16 protein-coding genes are annotated in these 17963 nt (G+C 37.5%); 11 read left to right on the top strand and 5 right to left on the bottom strand.

What is annotated here, in order from left to right:
• Positions 1 to 19: 19 nt before the first annotated feature.
• Positions 20 to 619 carry a TVP38/TMEM64 family protein gene (locus IGK72_RS11650; RefSeq protein WP_002355114.1) on the bottom strand — a complete coding sequence of 200 codons (600 nt, stop codon included), beginning with the start codon at positions 617 to 619 and terminating at the stop codon, positions 20 to 22.
• A complete protein-coding gene (locus tag IGK72_RS11645) occupies positions 612 to 3176 on the bottom strand; it encodes a YfhO family protein (protein WP_070416099.1) in 2565 nt (854 codons plus the stop codon). Before IGK72_RS11645 ends, IGK72_RS11650 begins: the two co-directional genes overlap by 8 nt.
• A gap of 248 nt (positions 3177 to 3424) precedes the next feature.
• On the opposite strand from IGK72_RS11645, the gene IGK72_RS11640 reads away from it, so the two are divergent.
• The 4 genes from IGK72_RS11640 (at position 3425) to IGK72_RS11625 (ending at position 6498) form a co-directional block, all read left to right on the top strand.
• A complete protein-coding gene (locus tag IGK72_RS11640; RefSeq protein WP_002371398.1) occupies positions 3425 to 4747 on the top strand; it encodes a bifunctional folylpolyglutamate synthase/dihydrofolate synthase in 1323 nt (440 codons plus the stop codon).
• Complete coding sequence (locus tag IGK72_RS11635) at positions 4731 to 5390, top strand: HAD family hydrolase (RefSeq protein ID WP_002385286.1); 660 nt, start codon at positions 4731 to 4733, stop codon at positions 5388 to 5390. The genes IGK72_RS11640 and IGK72_RS11635 overlap by 17 nt, the downstream gene beginning before the upstream one ends.
• A gap of 55 nt (positions 5391 to 5445) precedes the next feature.
• Positions 5446 to 6144 carry a RadC family protein gene (gene radC / locus IGK72_RS11630; RefSeq protein ID WP_261990866.1) on the top strand — a complete coding sequence of 233 codons (699 nt, stop codon included), beginning with the start codon at positions 5446 to 5448 and terminating at the stop codon, positions 6142 to 6144.
• Between the two features lie 153 nt (positions 6145 to 6297).
• Positions 6298 to 6498 carry a cold-shock protein gene (locus IGK72_RS11625; protein ID WP_002355121.1) on the top strand — a complete coding sequence of 67 codons (201 nt, stop codon included), beginning with the start codon at positions 6298 to 6300 and terminating at the stop codon, positions 6496 to 6498.
• 105 nt (positions 6499 to 6603) lie between these two features.
• Here the strand turns inward: IGK72_RS11625 and rnjA are convergent, their stop codons facing one another.
• From rnjA to IGK72_RS11610, 3 genes are all read right to left on the bottom strand, one after another.
• Entirely contained in the window at positions 6604 to 8289 is a 1686-nt protein-coding gene (gene rnjA, locus IGK72_RS11620; RefSeq protein WP_002355122.1) for a ribonuclease J1, read from the bottom strand.
• 1 nt (position 8290) lies between these two features.
• Positions 8291 to 8503, bottom strand: coding sequence for a DNA-directed RNA polymerase subunit epsilon (locus IGK72_RS11615; protein ID WP_002355123.1), 213 nt, complete (start codon positions 8501 to 8503; stop codon positions 8291 to 8293).
• Between the two features lie 305 nt (positions 8504 to 8808).
• Entirely contained in the window at positions 8809 to 9195 is a 387-nt protein-coding gene (locus IGK72_RS11610) for a YbaN family protein (RefSeq protein WP_002355126.1), read from the bottom strand.
• A gap of 228 nt (positions 9196 to 9423) precedes the next feature.
• Here IGK72_RS11610 and efrA point away from each other — a divergent pair, with 228 nt between their 5' ends.
• The 7 genes from efrA to greA all read left to right on the top strand — a co-directional run bounded on the left by efrA (position 9424) and on the right by greA (position 17901).
• Positions 9424 to 11151, top strand: coding sequence for a multidrug efflux ABC transporter subunit EfrA (efrA, locus tag IGK72_RS11605; protein ID WP_023894782.1), 1728 nt, complete (start codon positions 9424 to 9426; stop codon positions 11149 to 11151).
• On the top strand, positions 11148 to 12917 hold the full coding sequence (gene efrB / locus IGK72_RS11600) for a multidrug efflux ABC transporter subunit EfrB (RefSeq protein WP_023894781.1): 1770 nt from the start codon (positions 11148 to 11150) through the stop codon (positions 12915 to 12917). The genes efrA and efrB overlap by 4 nt, the downstream gene beginning before the upstream one ends.
• Before the next feature lie 242 nt (positions 12918 to 13159).
• A complete protein-coding gene (locus IGK72_RS11595; RefSeq protein ID WP_002355129.1) occupies positions 13160 to 13651 on the top strand; it encodes a gamma carbonic anhydrase family protein in 492 nt (163 codons plus the stop codon).
• A 13-nt stretch (positions 13652 to 13664) separates the two neighbouring features.
• The gene (gene wecB / locus IGK72_RS11590; RefSeq protein WP_002402063.1) at positions 13665 to 14816 is read left to right on the top strand and encodes a non-hydrolyzing UDP-N-acetylglucosamine 2-epimerase; all 1152 of its coding nucleotides are present in this window, start codon (positions 13665 to 13667) and stop codon (positions 14814 to 14816) included.
• Between the two features lie 74 nt (positions 14817 to 14890).
• Positions 14891 to 15568, top strand: coding sequence for an HAD family hydrolase (locus IGK72_RS11585; protein ID WP_002386325.1), 678 nt, complete (start codon positions 14891 to 14893; stop codon positions 15566 to 15568).
• A 207-nt stretch (positions 15569 to 15775) separates the two neighbouring features.
• The gene (gene mltG, locus IGK72_RS11580; RefSeq protein ID WP_002407365.1) at positions 15776 to 17161 is read left to right on the top strand and encodes an endolytic transglycosylase MltG; all 1386 of its coding nucleotides are present in this window, start codon (positions 15776 to 15778) and stop codon (positions 17159 to 17161) included.
• Between the two features lie 260 nt (positions 17162 to 17421).
• Positions 17422 to 17901: a transcription elongation factor GreA gene (gene greA / locus IGK72_RS11575; protein WP_002355133.1), complete on the top strand. Its 480-nt coding sequence runs from the start codon at positions 17422 to 17424 to the stop codon at positions 17899 to 17901.
• Positions 17902 to 17963: the final 62 nt, after the last annotated feature.

The raw sequence follows: 17963 nt of genomic DNA, 5'->3' as shown, positions 1-17963 counted from the left end.
TGGTTTTGTTGTCTTTTTGTTATAATTTGCCAAATAATTGAAACAAATACAACATTAAGTAGCTGTAAGTAGCCACAGACCAGAATTTCAATAAAAGAACAATTTTCATGAATTCTTTTAAAGAAATATCTGTAATTCCCGCCACTAAACAAACAATATCATCTGGAGCGAAGGGGACTAACATAGTAAAGATTAAGAGCTTTTTGACATTGTGTTCATTTTTGTCCAAAATCTCTTCAAATTTTTTGTATTTATTGGGTGAAAGGATTATTTTTACAAAGCTACGTCCATAGTAACGAACCAGTAAAAAGCCAATAAACTCACCAATGATCAACCCAAGATAGCTATACAAAAGTCCTTGCAAATTGCCAAACATCAACATTCCTGCAACAGAAGAGATTCCTCCAGGTAGAATAGGGATAATCACTTGGACGATTTGTAAAAGAATGAAACACAGAACCGCATAGTTACCAAACTGTTTAATAAAAGCTTGCAAGGAAGCAACAGAATGAAAAATTCCTCTGGAATATCCCCATAAAATTAAGCCGAAGAAAAGCACCAGTCCAACTAGGGGTAACCACCGAATGAGTCCATTTAAAAATTTTTTCTGATTAGTCATGAGTGGCCTCCTGACGTTTTCGACGGTATTTTTTAAAGCCAAGATAACCAGCCGTTCCCAGTAAAACCGTTCCGCTGACGGCAGTACCGAGATAAATCATTCTTGGATGATAGGCAAAGGTTAACTGCTGTTTGCCAGCTGGGACTTCAACAGCTAAAAAGCCACCTAGAATGCGTTGTGTTTTTAAGGGTTCTTTTTGTAGCGACGATTTGACTTGCCAATCTTGGTCATAAGGAATGGACGTATACAGTAACTGAGTGTCATTTCCAGGTACATTCAGTGCGCCATTTAAATGGCCTTTTTTAGTTGCATTCACTTGAAGAGCTTGTTGGCGTAATTTGTCAACCGCACGATTAAAGGCTGTTTGGTCTAAAGTTTGAAGTTGCCAATTGGTTAAATCAACCACTTGTTCAGCAGTTAGTGACAGGGTCACGGTAGTTCCTTTTTCAAAATGCCCTAAATTGAACAGTTGATTGGTTGCAATATAAATCGGCGTCGAGATAACTTGTTGGTTTACCTTCAATTGTGTAACTTTTTTCCATTTTAAATTCGGAATATAAAGATGCAAGTCACCAGTGCTATTCACTTTAAAGGTTGCTTCAATTGTTTCGTTGGTATGATGAGGTTCATTTATCAACGAAGCTGTTTTAAAGTAAGGTTTATCCGTCGGCACGAGCGTTTGCAGGAGTTCTTCTTGGGCATCTAAAGGATTATTTTTTGCTAATTTTAACTTGGTTAATGCGGTTGGCGCCAAAAAGCCCATACCAATCGCTTCATCATTTTCCATGATTTTCGTGGAACCAACTGTTTTTAGCAATTTTTCACTCGTAGGTTTTTCAATTGGTAAAAAGTCATATTTCACATTTAAAAGTAAATTGGTTAGTTGTGAATTATCCACATAGGCAATCCGGCGATCATTTTTTCGATATAAACCTAGCGCACTTAATGTGTCTTGGGTAGTGGCAGTTAAAGTCGAAGTATAGCTAGAAACGCCAGCATAGCCATAAAGTAAAGGATTATTGTAGCCGTTATTGATTTCACGGAACCCTGTTTCTTTGGAAGGAATGACTTGTTTCATGCGATAAAGTTCTGGTGCTGAGGCCATTTTTTCATCGATTAATTGGCTGTGTTTTCGGTAATCTTGGGCAAATGTTGCTTGGCTACCAAAGGGCATATGTTTAAAAGAAATCCAGAAATTCGTTGTTAATTCTGTGCTGACCAGTAAGAATAAAGCCACGACTACATAGTTTCTTAAGGCCTTTTTGTGTGCTAAACGCAAGCAAAAGAAAATCAACCAAATAAAAAGTAAACTTAGCCATAAATAATTGATCGAAATTAAGAGATTCTTTTGTGGACCATAATACAAAGATCCGTAGCCAATGACTAACAGCAGACTAAAAATAATAGGTGCGGTCCAAGGAATGGTCACTTTTTTAAGCCAAACTTCATAGGCAAAGACAATCAATAAAAAGCTAAAAATAAAGACATTTCGGTAAGGGAAACCAGCTGGGCTTTGAAAAATGTGCCACACAGTGTTAAAGGCTTCTAACCAAAAGCTTAAAAAGAGAATGAATAAAAGAATTGCTGAAGCTATTCTTTCTTTTAACGCAATTTGTTTCGTTTGAAAATAGGCAACACAGAGGAGTGTCACAAATAATCCAGCAAAAACGGTTGGTAAATGGTCTAAACGCAACTCATAATTAATAGAACCTAAGCCTAATTGCGAGAAAAACGAAGTGTTGAACTTAGGCGTTAAAAAGAACGTCGAGACATCAAAATCTGCTTTTTTTGTATAGAGCATCCCTTCTGCTGCAGGTAATAATAAAAAGCTAGTTGCAGTTCCTGTTAAAAAAGAAACGAGGATGAATAACGGACTTTGTTTAAAAAATTGCCGAATAGCATGGGCTTGGGTATTCTTTTTAAAGAACCAATAGATACTGTACAAAACAGCAAAGAGACAAATCATATAACCCATGTAGTAATTCGTCACAATCGCTAAAAACAGGGTTATACTGTATAAGCCCCATTTGCGTTGATCCCATAAACGTTGGAGTCCCAATAAGATAAGCGGGAATAGAATTAGTGCATCCAACCACATAAAGTTTTGGCTATAGACGGTGACAAAGCCACAGAAACTATAGGACGTTGAAAAAAGTAACGTGGTGCCATCAACTTTTTGATAGGTGTATTTTAAATAGCTAAACATCGTCGTGCCCATCAAGGCAAGTTTTAAGGTAATAATCCATAAAATTGCTATAGGTAATTGTTCATAAGGAAAAAAGAAAGCCAACACATTAAAAGGGCTCAGTAAGTAATAGGCTGCCAAAGGAACAATCGACTCACCAATCTCATTGGAAAAAGAGTAGAATGTAGTTATTCCCTCGTGAAAAGAGCGTTTTAAAAAACTCAAGAAAGGCATGTATTGTGTGCCTAAATCACTAACTAATAAGTTGTTGTCACCAAAAGGCGCAAGTTGTAATGTCATCCATACAAGCAATAGAAGTAAAAACGGCAAGAAAAAACTTCCTAACCATAAAAGCTTCGATTTGTTTTTCATCAAAATAAGTCCACCTTTATAAAAAAATCATGAATAAGCGTGTTGAACGCTCTAAAAATAGTTTTTAATTGGCTGGCTGGAATGAACCATCCAGAATGTTAGTTTACCATAAGTTCATTAATGTATCCGCTAATAACGCAAAATTATGAAAAATGCAAAAAGTTTTCAAGAAAAAGTTTCAATTGGTTATTAGTGAAAAAGTCACCTAACTTAGTTATAATGTAGAAGAAGACAAGGAGTTGGACAAGATGCAATTAACAATAGAAGAAGCCATTGAATGGATTCATAGCCGGTTACCCTTTGGTTCAAGACCTGGTTTGGATCGGATTAATGCGTTATTAGAAAAAATTGATCATCCAGAAAACAAAGTGCCAACGATTCATATCGCAGGAACCAATGGTAAAGGCTCAACCGTGACATATTTACGCTGTCTATTAGAAGAAATGGGCTTGAAAGTCGGAACCTTTACCTCTCCTTATATTGAATCATTTAATGAAAGAATTGCGATAAATGGTCAACCAATTTCAGACGAACAATTGATTACTTATGTGGAAAAGTATCAACCAATCATTAAAGAATTAGACCAGATCACTGAAGTGGCTGGAATTACAGAATTCGAAACATTGACAGGAATGGCCTTGGACTATTTCGTGAATGAACAAGTGGATATCGCAGTTGTTGAAGTTGGCTTAGGTGGATTACTTGATAGCACCAATGTCGTGATGCCATTATTGACGGGAATTACGACAATTGGGAAGGATCACACAGAAATTTTAGGTGAAACAATTGCTGAAATTGCCTATCAAAAAGCGGGTATTATTAAAGAAAAAGTCCCAGTAGTAACAGGCAACATTTGTGCTGATGCGCTAGCAGTCATTGAAAAAGTCGCACAAGAAAAACAGAGTCCAATTTTTCGTTTTGGCAAAGAGTATCAAGTGGAATATCTACATCCTGATACACAATGGGGGGAAGTATTTAATTTCTATGGAGAAATGGGCAAACTGACAAAGATTAAAGTTCCCTTGTTGGGGCGTCACCAAGTAGAAAACGCGGCGGTAGCTATTCAATTATTTGACAAGTATTGCCAACTACAACATTTGCCGTTTAAAGAACGAGACATTACTCAAGGGTTAGCTAAAGCGCAATGGCCAGCTCGAATGGAACGTCTTAGTGATGAACCGTTGATTGTTTTAGATGGTGCCCACAATGATCATGCAGTAAAACGCTTAGTTGAAAACTTGCGCAAAGAGTTTCCACAACACACGATTCATATTTTATTTTCAGCTTTAGCAACTAAAGATGTGGATGAGATGATTCAGGACTTAAAGCAAGTACCGAATGCGCATCTTTACTTAACTAGCTTTGATTACCCTAAAGCTATTGCACTTACAGAAATGGAAAAATATGAAGACGATTTAACAGAAATTGTGTCTTTATGGCAATTTGGCTTAGGCGAAATTTTAGAAAAAATGTCGACAGATGATTTATTATTAGTAACAGGTTCATTATATTTTGTTTCTCAAGTAAGAGAATTACTTTTAACTATAGGAGGAAATGATGAAGAAATTTGATGGCGTAATTTTTGATATGGATGGGTTGCTTTTTGATACGGAGTTGATTTACTATACATCTACTCAAAAAGTAGCAGATGCAATGGGGTTACCATATAGTAAAGAAGTCTATTTAGACTATGTTGGGATTTCCGATGAAGAAGTACAAGAGAATTACCGACGTATTTATGCATCCTATGGTCACGACACAGTGGAAGAATTTATCCGCCGTTCTTATGATGATACCTTGCAAGAGTTTCGATCTGGTAACGTCCCTTTAAAACCAGGGGTGGTGGAATTTCTCGACTTTTTAGATGATCAAAAAATTCCTCGATTGGTTGCTTCAAGTAACGTCCGTCCAGCAATTGAAATGTTATTAAGCCATGCTGGGATTCAGGATCGTTTTGTAGGAATTGTTTCAGCAGAGGACGTTAAACGAGCAAAACCAGACCCAGAAATTTTTCAAAAAGCTCGTCAACTTTTAGGAACAGAAGCCCCGAAAACCTTGATTTTCGAAGACTCATTTCATGGGGTAAGTGCGGCTCATAGTGCGGGCATTCCAGTGATCATGGTACCTGATTTATTGCAACCAACTGAAGTTATCCAAGAGAAAACATTACATGTCTTGGAGAGTTTACATCAAGCGCCACATTATTTAAAATAATAAAAACAACACTCCTTTGCGTAGTTTATTAATGACTAGCAAAGGAGGTTTTTTTATGCAAGTATCGGATCTGTTTATTCGTGAGATGCCGAGTGATTGTTTACCACGAGAACGGTTCTTAGCGATAGGAGAAAAAGCATTATCGAATCAAGAGTTGTTGGCGATTCTGTTACGTACTGGCTCAAAAGAAGCAGACGTGATGACTGTTGCCGCAACGCTGTTAAAACAGTTTAAGCAGCTTTCTTATTTGCAGCAAGCCACGTTGAACGAGTTAATGGCTATTAAAGGCATTGGCCAAGTGAAAGCCATTGAATTACGTGCGGCTATTGAATTGGGGTGTCGAATTTATCAAAGTAGTCAAATCAAATTTGGCAAAGTTACGTCCAGTCAACAAGTCGCTCAACGATTACTCCAAGAGATGAAGGGGCTGCAACAAGAACATTTAATTTGTATTTACTTGAATACCAAGAATGACATTATCCAACAGAAAACGATTTTCAAAGGATCACTGAATCAAAGTATTGCTCATCCACGCGAAATTTTTCGGGAAGCGGTTAAATATTCTTCTGCTCGCATACTATTAGCTCATAATCATCCATCTGGCAATCCGACACCGTCTCCACAAGATATTCAATTTACCAAACGAATGGAAGAATGTGGCGAAATGATGGGGATTCAATTGTTGGATCATATTATTGTTGGTGATAGCGGATACATTAGTTTGAGAGAAGAGAATTTTTTTGCTTCAGAATGAGGACAATTCTTGCAAAAATATTTTATCACGTGTAAAATGAAAGGGTAATCTTGTTTGGAATTATGTAGACTTTTTAAATTTTTTTAAATATTCTATTGGAAGCGAGCAAAGTTACGACTATTTATGTGCAAATGCACGAGGAGGAACAAAAGAATGGAACAAGGAACAGTAAAATGGTTTAACGCAGAAAAAGGTTTTGGGTTTATCTCACGCGAAGACGGAAGCGACGTATTCGTACACTTCTCAGCTATCCAAGGTGATGGTTTCAAAACTTTAGAAGAAGGTCAAGCAGTGACTTTCGATGTTGAAGATTCAGACCGTGGCCCTCAAGCAGTTAACGTAGAAAAAAACTAATAAAAAATAATCCAAAAACACCTAACGCATGTTAGGTGTTTTTTTGTTAGAAAAAATAGAGAAGAAAAATGGACAAACATTTTTCTTCTCTATTAAATGAGAGCTTTATTGATCACTAACTGTGGCAGTCATAATCATTGGCAGAATCATTGGATGACGTTCTGTTTGTTCAAACAAGAAAGGCTGTAAAGCGGTCGTCATGGCTTCGCCTAATTTTGCTTCGGTACAGTTTTTATCTTTCATTGCTTCACGTAGAGCATTGAATAAAAGACGTTGGCCTTCATGAATCATATCACCAGACTCACGCATGTAGACAAAACCACGGGAAAGAATGTCTGGACCAGCCATAATTTCTTTATTTTTAATATCAACTGTTGCTACCGCTAAAACTAAACCTTCTTCAGATAAGATACGACGATCCCGTAAAACAACATTCCCGATATCACCGACACCATTTCCATCAACGTACACGTCATTAGCATTGAAGTGACCAGCAGGACGTGCGCTATCAGCCGTTAAAGCTAAGACATCGCCGTTGCCCATAATAAAGCAATTTTCTTCAGGAACCCCTGTATCTTGAGCGAGCGAAGCATGGATTTTTAACATTCTAAATTCACCATGAACAGGCATGAAATATTTAGGCTTCATCAAACGAAGCATTAATTTTTGCTCTTCTTGTCCACCGTGACCAGAAGTATGGATATTATTGATTTTTCCGTGGATAACTTCTGCACCGGCTTCAGATAATAAGTTGATTAAACGGTTAACGCTTGTCGTATTCCCAGGAATTGGTGAACTTGAGAAAACAACCGTATCGCCTGGTTGAATACTAATTTGGCGATGTGTACCGTTAGCAATCCGACTAAGCGCGGCCATAGGTTCTCCTTGAGAGCCAGTACATAAAATCATTGTTTCATTTGCTGGCAATTGATTCAGTTCCGCCGCATCGACAAACGTTCCTTTTGGCACTTTGATGTAGCCTAAGCGTTCGCCATTGACAATGGCATTTTCCATGCTACGACCAAAAACAGCAATTTTGCGACCGGTTTTCACGGCTGCATCAGCAGCTTGTTGTAAACGGAAAATGTTTGAAGCAAAACTGGCAAAGATAATCCGACCATCAATTTTTTCAAAGATTTTTAAAATAGAGGTCCCAATTGTTTTTTCGGATTTTGTAAAGGTGGGTATTTCAGCATTGGTACTGTCTGAAAGAAGACAAAGAACGCCTTCTTCACCTAATTTTGCCATTCTGTGTAAGTTGGCTGGCTCGCCAACGGGTGTAAAGTCAAACTTAAAGTCACCTGTTGCGACAATGTTACCAGAAGGCGTTTTAACCACAACGCCCAAGGCATCAGGAATACTGTGAGTCGTCCGGAAAAAGCTAATCGCTGTTTTTCTAAAACGAATCACCGTATCTTCATTAATTTCGTGTAATTCCGCTTCTCGCAATAAACCATGTTCATCTAGTTTGTTGGTAATTAAAGCCAAGGCTAGTGGTCCCGCATAGATTGGGATATTCGCTTGACGTAAAAGATAAGGAACGCCACCAATATGGTCTTCATGACCGTGGGTAATAACGAGTGCTTTGACTTTATGCAAATTTTGAACGATGTAGCTATAATCTGGAATCACGTAGTCAATCCCAAGTAAATCATCTTCTGGGAATTTGATCCCAGCATCAATAATGATAATTTCATCTTGGAATTGTACCCCATATGTGTTTTTTCCAATTTCGCCTAAACCACCGATTGCAAAAACGCCAGTTTCGTTATTTTTTATGTTTACTTTCATGTTAAAACTCCGTTAGAGTGAAGTCCGCATGTTCTTGCTCGTAAGCAAGATGTTTTTCGTCTAATAATTGAACGTATTCAATATTGTATGGGGTATTTTCTTCAACTAATTGGCGCACGATTACATCGCTATCGGCTTCCATGTAAAGAGATTTTGTGTCTTCTCTTTTTGGGTTTCTGATTTTTGTTTCTTGATAGTATACTTTGTAAATCATCGATTCATTTCTCCTTCAGCTACTAATAGTAGCAATTTATAGTTTTTTTCATTTTAAGACAGAAAATTAAACACAACAAAACGAGGTGCTGATCACCTAAAAAAGAATGCTCATCAAAAACATCTGTTAATGATGAAATGAAGCCTCGACTTTGCTTCATTCTGGGTATTTGATTTTATGTGTTCTTTTTTCAACCGTCCCGTGTGTTGTGAATAACAACAATTAAGCTTATTTTATCATAGAATGATAAGGAAGTATAGAAACACTCACTGGACTTTTAAAAAAAACAAACTTCTTGTTTCACCTTATTCTTGATCAAGTTCGAGTGCCTTTTTTTTAGGACGCCAATACCAACTTAAGCCGATCACGTGGGCTAAATAAACAATCGCTAAAGTCGTAGTCATCAACGTATTTCGGACAATTAAACACGGAATGGCAAATAAAAGAAACATGGAAATAAATAGTTTCCATTTACCTTTACGAGTAATTTTTTTCTCAAAGAAGGCTTCTTGGATATATTTTTGATAATAAGAAGAAGCTAAAAATTTGTTATAAAGTTTATCTGAACTACGCATCCAAAAAAAGGCCGTTAATAAATAAAAACCAGTGGTGGGTAAAAGCGGCAAAAAGATTCCTAACGTGCCTAAAGCAAACGTACAGGAACCGAGAAAAATGAAGAATAATTTTTTCATTCAAAGGGTCCTTTCAGTTTTTCCCAATTATGGCACAATCAAAAGGAAGTAGCAATTTTAATCGTATAAGTAAATCATTAAAATTATCTATTTTTTAGAAAATCTAAAAGAGAAAGGATAGAAAGAGAAAGGCTGTTTTTTCTAGCCAGACAGCTTGTATTACCGATTTCTTTTTGATACAGTGGGAGTACTAGAAAATTTAAAGTAAGATAAGAAGGAGATGATTAATTGAAGTTAATGTGGCGTTACACAATGCGTTATAAGAAATTACTTTTCGCTGATTTTATTTGTGTGTTTGGTTTTATTTTAATTGAATTAGGCTTGCCGACCATTTTAGCAAGAATGATTGACAAAGGAATTATTCCTAAAGATATGGACTATATTTATCAGCAAGGGATTTGGATGGTTGTAATTACGATTATTGGTGTCGCAATGAATATTTTGCTGGGGTACTTTGGTGCCAGAATTACAACAAATATTGTTCGTGATATTCGTGATGATTTATTTGAAAAGATTCAAACTTTCTCACACAGTGAATATGAAAGTATTGGGGTTTCTTCCTTAATTACGCGAACTACCAATGATGCATACCAAATTATGCTCTTCATGGGAAATATTTTACGTCTTGGCTTTATGACGCCAGTGATGTTTATTGCCAGTCTTTACATGGTGATGCGAACGAGTCCGTCGTTAGGAATGTACGTTTTAGGTGCCTTGCCTTTTCTGCTGCTAGCAGTTGTCGGGATTGCTCGTTTGTCAGAACCGTTATCTAAAAAGCAACAAAAGAACTTAGATGGAATCAATGGGATTTTAAGAGAAAATCTTTCTGGATTGCGGGTAATACGCGCATTTGTTAATGAAAAATTTGAAGAATCTCGTTTTAATAAAGTCAATGAAACTTACACTAAAAGTTCAAAAAGTTTGTTTCGTTTAATGGCAGCAGCCCAACCAGGGTTCTTTTTCTTATTTAATATTGTGATGGTCTTAATCATTTGGAGCGGGACTGTTCAAATCAGCCATGGGGATTTAGAAGTTGGGAATTTAATAGCTTTTATTGAATATATTTTCCATGCGCTGTTCTCGTTTATGTTATTTGCCAGTGTCTTTATGATGTATCCGCGGGCTGCGGTTTCGGCTTCGCGGATTCAAGAAGCCTTAGACATGAAACCAGCTATTCGTGAAGAAGAAGGCGTAACAGAAACAGCTACTAAAGGCTATCTAGAGTTTAAAAATGTAACCTTTGCCTATCCTGGACATGCGGAAAGCCCAGTCATCCGCAATGTAAGTTTTAAGGCGTCACCTGGTGAAACAGTGGCCTTCATTGGGAGCACAGGTAGTGGGAAATCAACATTAATTCAATTGATTCCACGGTTTTATGATGTATCAGAAGGTGAAATTTTAATCGATGGAGTGAACGTAAAAGATTACCAACTTAGTGCATTACGCAATAAGATTGGCTATATTCCACAAAAAGCGTTACTTTTTACTGGTACAATTGCTGATAACCTTCGCTACGGTAAGGAAGATGCGACGTTAGAAGAAATGGAACGAGCAATTGACATTGCTCAAGCTACAGAATTTGTTTCACAAAAACCGCAAGGCTATGATGAACCTCTTTCAGAAGGTGGCACGAACTTTTCTGGTGGTCAAAAACAACGTTTAGCTATCGCACGGGCGATTATTCGCAATCCGGAAATTTATATATTTGATGATAGTTTTTCTGCGTTAGATTATCAAACAGATGCAAATTTACGAGCGCGTCTGAAAAAAGAAACAACAGAATCTACTGTTTTAATTGTGGCACAACGTGTTGGAACAATTATGCATGCGGACCGCATTGTTGTTTTAAACGAAGGCGACGTGGTCGGAATTGGCACACATCGTGAATTACTTGAGACTTGTCCAATTTACTATGATATTGCGGCTTCTCAATTGTCAGAGGAGGAATTAGCATGAAACACGCCTTTTCTTCTATGAAACGAATCGGTCGCTATATTAAACCGTACCGAGTGACGTTTTATTTAGTTATTTTATTTACAATATTAACCGTTGCCTTTAATGCAGCGTTGCCTTATTTGACTGGATTACCAACGACAGAAATTAGCCGTAATATTGCAGCTGGCGAATCCATTAATTTTGATTATGTAATCCAATGTTTAATTTGGATTTTAGTTGTGGGAACAGGTTATTGTGTGGCACAATTTTTGTCAGGCTTTTTAATGACGAATGTCGTTCAACAATCCATGCGCGATTTACGTCGCGATATTGAAGAAAAAATCAATCGTTTGCCAGTTTCTTATTTTGATAAGAACCAACAAGGAAATATTTTGTCACGGGTGACGAACGATGTGGATGCTGTCAGCAATGCGATGCAACAAAGTTTTATCAATATTGTTTCAGCAGTCTTAGGGATTGTGATGGCGGTAGTGATGATGTTCTTGATCAATCCGCTGATGGCGATTTTTTCAGTGATTATGATTCCGTTGTCTCTGATTATTTCCAGAACAATTGTTAAAATCTCCCAGAAATATTTCCAAGGAATGCAAAATTCTTTAGGAGACTTAAATGGTTATGTTCAAGAAAATATGACTGGGTTCAGTGTCTTAAAACTATATGGCCGGGAAAAAGAAACCCTTGAAGGCTTTAAACAAGTTAATCATCGTTTAAATGGTTTTGGTTTCAAAGCATCCTTTATCTCAGGATTAATGTTGCCATTGGTTCAGATGACCGCTTATGGGACCTATATCGGGGTAGCTGTCCTTGGTAGTTACTATGTGGTTGCTGGTGTGATCGTAGTGGGGCAATTACAAGCGTTTATTCAATATATTTGGCAAATTAGCCAACCAATGGGGAATATTACGCAGTTGTCTGCAGCTTTACAAAGCGCTTCAGCTTCGACCATGCGGATTTTTGAAATCCTAGATGAACCAGAAGAAGAACTTAACGAACAAGATGTTCCTTTAACAGAACCTATTTTAGGCTCTGTTGAATTTGAAAATGTCAGCTTTAGTTATGACCCAGAAAAACCGTTAATTCGTAATTTGAACTTTAAAGTTGATGCGGGCCAAATGGTTGCGATTGTGGGACCAACTGGCGCTGGGAAAACAACCTTAATCAATTTGCTAATGCGTTTTTATGATGTAACAGAAGGCGCCATTAAAATTGATGGCATTGACACGAAAAAAATGAACCGTAGTGATGTCCGATCTGTATTTGGAATGGTATTGCAAGATGCTTGGTTGTATAAAGGTACCATTGCAGATAACATTCGTTTTGGGAAGTTGGATGCCACGGATTATGAAGTTGTCGATGCAGCGAAAACGGCCAATGTGGATCACTTCATTCGGACAATGCCAGATGGGTATGAAATGGAAATCAATTCTGAGGGAGATAACGTTTCCCTTGGTCAAAAACAATTGTTGACCATTGCCCGAGCGGTAATTTCTGATCCGAAAATTTTGATTTTAGATGAGGCGACTAGTTCAGTCGATACACGCTTGGAAGCCTTAATTCAAAAAGCAATGGATCGTGTTATGGAAGGACGAACGAGTTTCGTTATTGCCCACCGCCTATCAACTATTCGTGAAGCTGATTTAATTCTTGTTATGAAACAAGGAGAAATCATTGAAAAAGGTACGCATCATGAGTTGCTGGAACAAGGTGGCTTCTATGAAAAACTATACAATAGTCAATTTGCTGAAGAAGGCGACTATGAGGAATAAAAAGAGGTCGGGACAGAAGCGTTTAACTCCGAGAAATAAGAAGGAATTTCCGAAAATTGTTCTGTAATTTTTGGAGAATTCCGGCTTATTTCCGAAGTAGTTGCTTTTGTTCCCGCCGTTTATCAGTTTTTGAGCGTGGAGCAAAAATCCAAAGTGATTTTTGTCCCACGCTCTTTTCTTGTCTTTTTTACTATGAAAGTGAGGAATTCTTGTCTATACTTAATGAAAAGAGGTGACAGAGTTTGAAAAAAGAATATTTTATTGCTGCTAGTGCAGATGTCTATGGAAACGTACAACTAGCGAAGGATAGTAATATTTGGTTTCAGTCGGTCTTAAGAGGTGACAGTAACACAATTACCATTGGTGAAGGTAGTAATATTCAAGATGGCACGATTATTCATGTTGATGAAGATGCCCCGACAATTGTAGGCAAGTATGTAACGGTGGGCCATCAATGCATGTTACACGGTTGTAAAATCGGTGATGGTGCTTTGATTGGCATGGGTTCAACCATTCTAAATAACGCCATTATTGGAGAAAACAGCCTGATTGGTGCGGGCTCTTTAGTGACAGAAGGCAAAATTATCCCGCCAAATGTTTTAGCATTTGGTCGACCCGCGAAGGTTATCCGTCCGTTAACGGCAGCAGAAATAGCCAGTAATCATACGAACGCCTTACATTATATTCAACGAGCAGAAGAATTTCGCCAACAAAAATACCCGAAACTAACATAGAATTAGGAGGAAAATGATGAAGAAAATTAAAGTAATGACGGTTTTTGGAACACGGCCAGAAGCAATCAAAATGGCCCCTTTAATCAAAGTTTTAGAAGAGCAAAGTCAAGGATTTGACTCTGTAGTAGTCGTAACAGCGCAACATCGCCAAATGTTGGATCAAGTGTTAGAAGATTTTCAAATTACACCGAATCATGATTTAAATATCATGAAAGATGGGCAAACCTTAACAGATATTACAAGTCGTGTTTTGAATTTATTAACTGAGGTTCTTGTGACAGAACAGCCGGATATTGTCTTGGTTCATGGCGATACAACCACGTCATTTGCGGCTGCATTGGCTGCTTTTTATCAACAGATTCCAGTGGGACATGTGGAAGCAGGATTGCGGACCTGGCAAAAATATTCTCCGTTTCCGGAAGAAATGAATCGTCAACTGGTAGACGTGTTAACTGATATTTATTTTGCCCCAACCACTCAAAGTAAGGACAATTTAATCAAAGAAAATCATCCAGAAGAACATATTTATGTGACTGGCAATACAGCGATTGACGCGATGGCGTACACCGTTGATGCCCACTATCAAAATGATTTATTGGAAAAAATCCCTACAGACCAACGCATTGTACTAATCACAATGCATCGTCGTGAAAATTTAGGCCTGCCAATGGCAAATGTTTTTAAAGCTGTTCGTCGACTTGTAATGGAACATCCAGAAATTGAAGTCATTTTCCCTATGCACAAAAATCCCAAAGTCCGTGAAATAGTAGCGGAACACTTAGGTGAATTAGCTCGTGTGCATTTAATTGAACCATTGGATGTCAAAGATTTTCAAAATTTTGCAGCGAAAAGTGCGTTAATTTTAACTGATTCTGGCGGTGTGCAAGAAGAAGCTCCTTCCTTAGGGGTGCCAGTTTTAGTTTTACGAGATACAACGGAACGTCCAGAAGGCGTAGCGGCAGGAACATTGAAATTGGTTGGTACAGACGAACAAGTAGTCTATCAAGAGGCGAAAACATTATTGACTGATTCTGATGCTTACCACGCGATGGCGCATGCACAAAATCCGTATGGGGATGGTCAAGCTAGCCGTCGAATCGTTGAAGCCATTGCCTATGAAATGCAGCAATCAGATAAAAAACCAGATACGTTTACAGCAAAATAAATAAAAAGGCAGAGAAGCGCTGAAAAATGTGCTTCTTTTGCGTATCTTATTTTGAAGAATCAATTAGACAAAAAATGCTAGAAAGTAGTGAAGTGAAGATGTATCAAACGATTTTATTTGATTTAGATGGCACAATTACGGATTCTGGTAGCGGCATTATGCGTTCTATTTTGTACGCAACAGAACAATTAGGCTGGCCAGCTCCTAGCGAGGAGACGTTACGTTCTTTCATAGGGCCGCCTTTATATGAGTCATTTTTGCACATGGCGCCTTCAGCTGAAGCAGCGCAACAAGCCGTGGGTCATTATCGAGCGTATTATCAGAGAAAAGGTATGTTTGAAAATCATGTGTATCCAGGGATCCCAGAGGTACTAACAAGGTTAAAGGAAGCGGGAGCAAAGTTATACATTGCGACTTCCAAGCCAGAAGAATTTGCTAAAAAGATTATTACTCATTTTGATTTAGATCGTTATTTTACAGGCATCTATGGAGCGAGCATGGACGGTCATCGTTCTAAAAAAGCAGATGTGATTCAGTATGCATTAACGGAAGCTCAATTAGACCCAACCAAAGAAGCAATTATCATGGTTGGTGATCGTAATCATGACATTCTTGGTGCTCAACAAAATGGCTTAGATAGTATAGGTGTCTTGTATGGATTTGGTGAAGAAACAGAATTACAAGAGGCGGGAGCGACATTCCTAGTACAATCGCCTAAAGACTTAGGTGCTATTTTGCTACAAAATTCTTAATAGAAAATGGATTTTCGATAAATTTAGGAGGATTTTAAGATTTATTATCGTTTCAATAGAAAAGCGCCATCATAGGCTTTAAACGTTGTCAATGATGAATTTTTTATCGGGGAATGACGGTCTTTTTATTAAAAACATTTAATTTTAAAGAGGTTTCATGTATAATAGTTTCAGTCATAAACGATAGAATAGTAAGGAGGGTTAGTTTTGGCTAATGATAACCAAAATAACCAAGATCCCAAATCTTCGCTTAGAGATCAAGTAACTGGGTCTTTAAAAGGTAGAAATGATGGCGATCAACCTGATTCCTCTGAAAAAAATGATAGGTCTCCCCAACCTTCATATGATGAATCACAAGAAACAGCGAGCCGCACAACACAAACACGTGCAGGTTCTAGAGCTGCTCGAAGACGTGGGAAAGACAAGACAACACAGACAGTCGAAGAGCCAACCCCGATTGAAACAGACGAAAAGCCAACAAATACAAAAAAACAAACACGTAAAAAAGAAGATCGTTTAGTCGGTCGTATCGTGTTAATTGTAGTTTCTGTATTAGTTTTAATGATGGCAATCTTTGGGTTTACTTTTTATAAATATGTAGATGCTGGGCTACAGCCACTAGACAAGAACAATAAGAAGCTTGTTCAAGTGCATATCCCAGAAGGATCTTCTAATAAGCAAATTGCTGCGGTTTTAGAAGAAAGCAACGTCATTAAAAGCGGAATGGTTTTTAACTACTACGTAAAATTTAAAAACTTAACAGATTTTCAAGCGGGCTATTATCAAATGTCTCCAAGTATGACACTCGATGAAATTGGTGAAATGCTAAAAGAAGGAGGCACGCCAGAACCAACTAAAATTGCAGATGGCAAAGTAACGATTCCTGAAGGCTACGATATAGATAAAATTGGCGAAGCTATTGAAAAAAATACAGATTTCAAGAAAGCAGATTTCATTGCATTAATGAAAAACGAAGACTTCTTCAATCAAATGAAGGCTAAGTATCCTGATTTACTTGAAAGTGCTGCAACCGCAGAAGGGGTTCGTTATCGCTTAGAAGGGTATTTATTCCCGGCAACTTATGATTACTACAAAAAAGCAACACTTCCTGAATTTGTCGAACAAATGATTGCTAAAATGAACACAGTAATGGAACAATATACGCCGACAATTCATGCAAAGAATTTAACCAATCAGCAAGTCTTAACGTTAGCTTCATTGGTTGAAAAAGAAGGAGTCAAAGAAGCAGACCGCAAACAAATTGCGCAAGTATTCTTTAACCGCTTGGCTGCCGATATGCCGATCCAATCAGATATTTCTATTTTGTATGCTCTAGGAGAACACAAAGAAACTGTAACGTATGCTGACTTGGAAGTGGACTCGTCTTATAACTTGTATAAAAATACTGGTTATGGACCAGGACCATTAGATAGCCCAAGTGAGGAGTCAATTAAAGCAGTCTTGAATCCGACACCAAGTGACTATTTATACTTTGTAGCAGATATTTCTACAGGAAAAGTCTACTTCTCAAAAACATATGAAGAACATCAAGTATTAGTAGATCAGTATGTCAATAATTCAAGTAGTGAATAAAATGAAAACATAAAAGAGCTTGGTGAATCAATTTTGTATGATTCACCAAGCTTTTAGATACTCAAAAATTAATCTGTTTAACAGAGGGAAAGAGTAGCAACTAGAAATTTATATAAATAAAATTTAGCAAAATCACAAAAATTCAATAATTATATTTACAATTTAGAAAAAGCGTGGTACTCTTTTGTGGATTGAAAGCGGAATTTTTTTCAATAACCAACCAAGAACTACGTATCGTTAAGCGAAAAAGGAGAATTAACATGGTAGAAAAAGTATATCCAATGACTCTTGAAGGAAAAGAAAAATTAGAACAAGAGCTAGAAGAATTAAAAACAATTAAACGTAAAGAAATCGTAGAGCGTATTAAAATCGCTCGTAGCTTTGGGGATCTTTCAGAGAACTCAGAGTATGAATCAGCTAAAGATGAACAAGCTTTCGTTGAAGGACGTATTACAACGTTAGAAAATATGATTCGTTTTGCAGAAATCATCGATAATGATGGCGTGGACCAAGACGAAGTTTCCATCGGTAAAACAGTTACTTTCCAAGAATTGCCTGATGGAGAAGAAGAGGAATACACAATCGTAGGAAGTGCCGAAGCCGATCCATTTTCTGGTAAAATTTCTAACGATTCACCGATTGCGCAAGCCTTAATTGGTAAACAATTAGGTGACCAAGTGATTATTGCAACACCTGGTGGCGACATGACAGTTAAAATTACAAAAGTTGAAGCAAACTAAATAATTGAGTAGGGCAGGCAGCTTCCAAGGCCTGTCCTTTCGCAATCTAAGACATTTAGGGC

Origin of the sequence: Enterococcus sp. DIV0183 (assembly GCF_050541505.1) — a bacterium.
Taxonomy (GTDB): domain Bacteria; phylum Bacillota; class Bacilli; order Lactobacillales; family Enterococcaceae; genus Enterococcus; species Enterococcus faecalis.
The sequence above is the reverse complement of the archived record's forward strand: the minus strand, read 5'-3'. Positions and strand labels throughout refer to the sequence as shown.

Coding starts and splice junctions, on each gene's coding strand:
- IGK72_RS11650 (WP_002355114.1), bottom strand. CDS start 619: ATGACTAATCAGAAAAAATTTTTAAATGGACTCATTCGGTGGTTACCC.
- IGK72_RS11645 (WP_070416099.1), bottom strand. CDS start 3,176: ATGAAAAACAAATCGAAGCTTTTATGGTTAGGAAGTTTTTTCTTGCCG.
- IGK72_RS11640 (WP_002371398.1), top strand. CDS start 3,425: ATGCAATTAACAATAGAAGAAGCCATTGAATGGATTCATAGCCGGTTA.
- IGK72_RS11635 (WP_002385286.1), top strand. CDS start 4,731: ATGATGAAGAAATTTGATGGCGTAATTTTTGATATGGATGGGTTGCTT.
- radC (WP_261990866.1), top strand. CDS start 5,446: ATGCAAGTATCGGATCTGTTTATTCGTGAGATGCCGAGTGATTGTTTA.
- IGK72_RS11625 (WP_002355121.1), top strand. CDS start 6,298: ATGGAACAAGGAACAGTAAAATGGTTTAACGCAGAAAAAGGTTTTGGG.
- rnjA (WP_002355122.1), bottom strand. CDS start 8,289: ATGAAAGTAAACATAAAAAATAACGAAACTGGCGTTTTTGCAATCGGT.
- IGK72_RS11615 (WP_002355123.1), bottom strand. CDS start 8,503: ATGATTTACAAAGTATACTATCAAGAAACAAAAATCAGAAACCCAAAA.
- IGK72_RS11610 (WP_002355126.1), bottom strand. CDS start 9,195: ATGAAAAAATTATTCTTCATTTTTCTCGGTTCCTGTACGTTTGCTTTA.
- efrB (WP_023894781.1), top strand. CDS start 11,148: ATGAAACACGCCTTTTCTTCTATGAAACGAATCGGTCGCTATATTAAA.
- wecB (WP_002402063.1), top strand. CDS start 13,665: ATGATGAAGAAAATTAAAGTAATGACGGTTTTTGGAACACGGCCAGAA.
- IGK72_RS11585 (WP_002386325.1), top strand. CDS start 14,891: ATGCTAGAAAGTAGTGAAGTGAAGATGTATCAAACGATTTTATTTGAT.
- greA (WP_002355133.1), top strand. CDS start 17,422: ATGGTAGAAAAAGTATATCCAATGACTCTTGAAGGAAAAGAAAAATTA.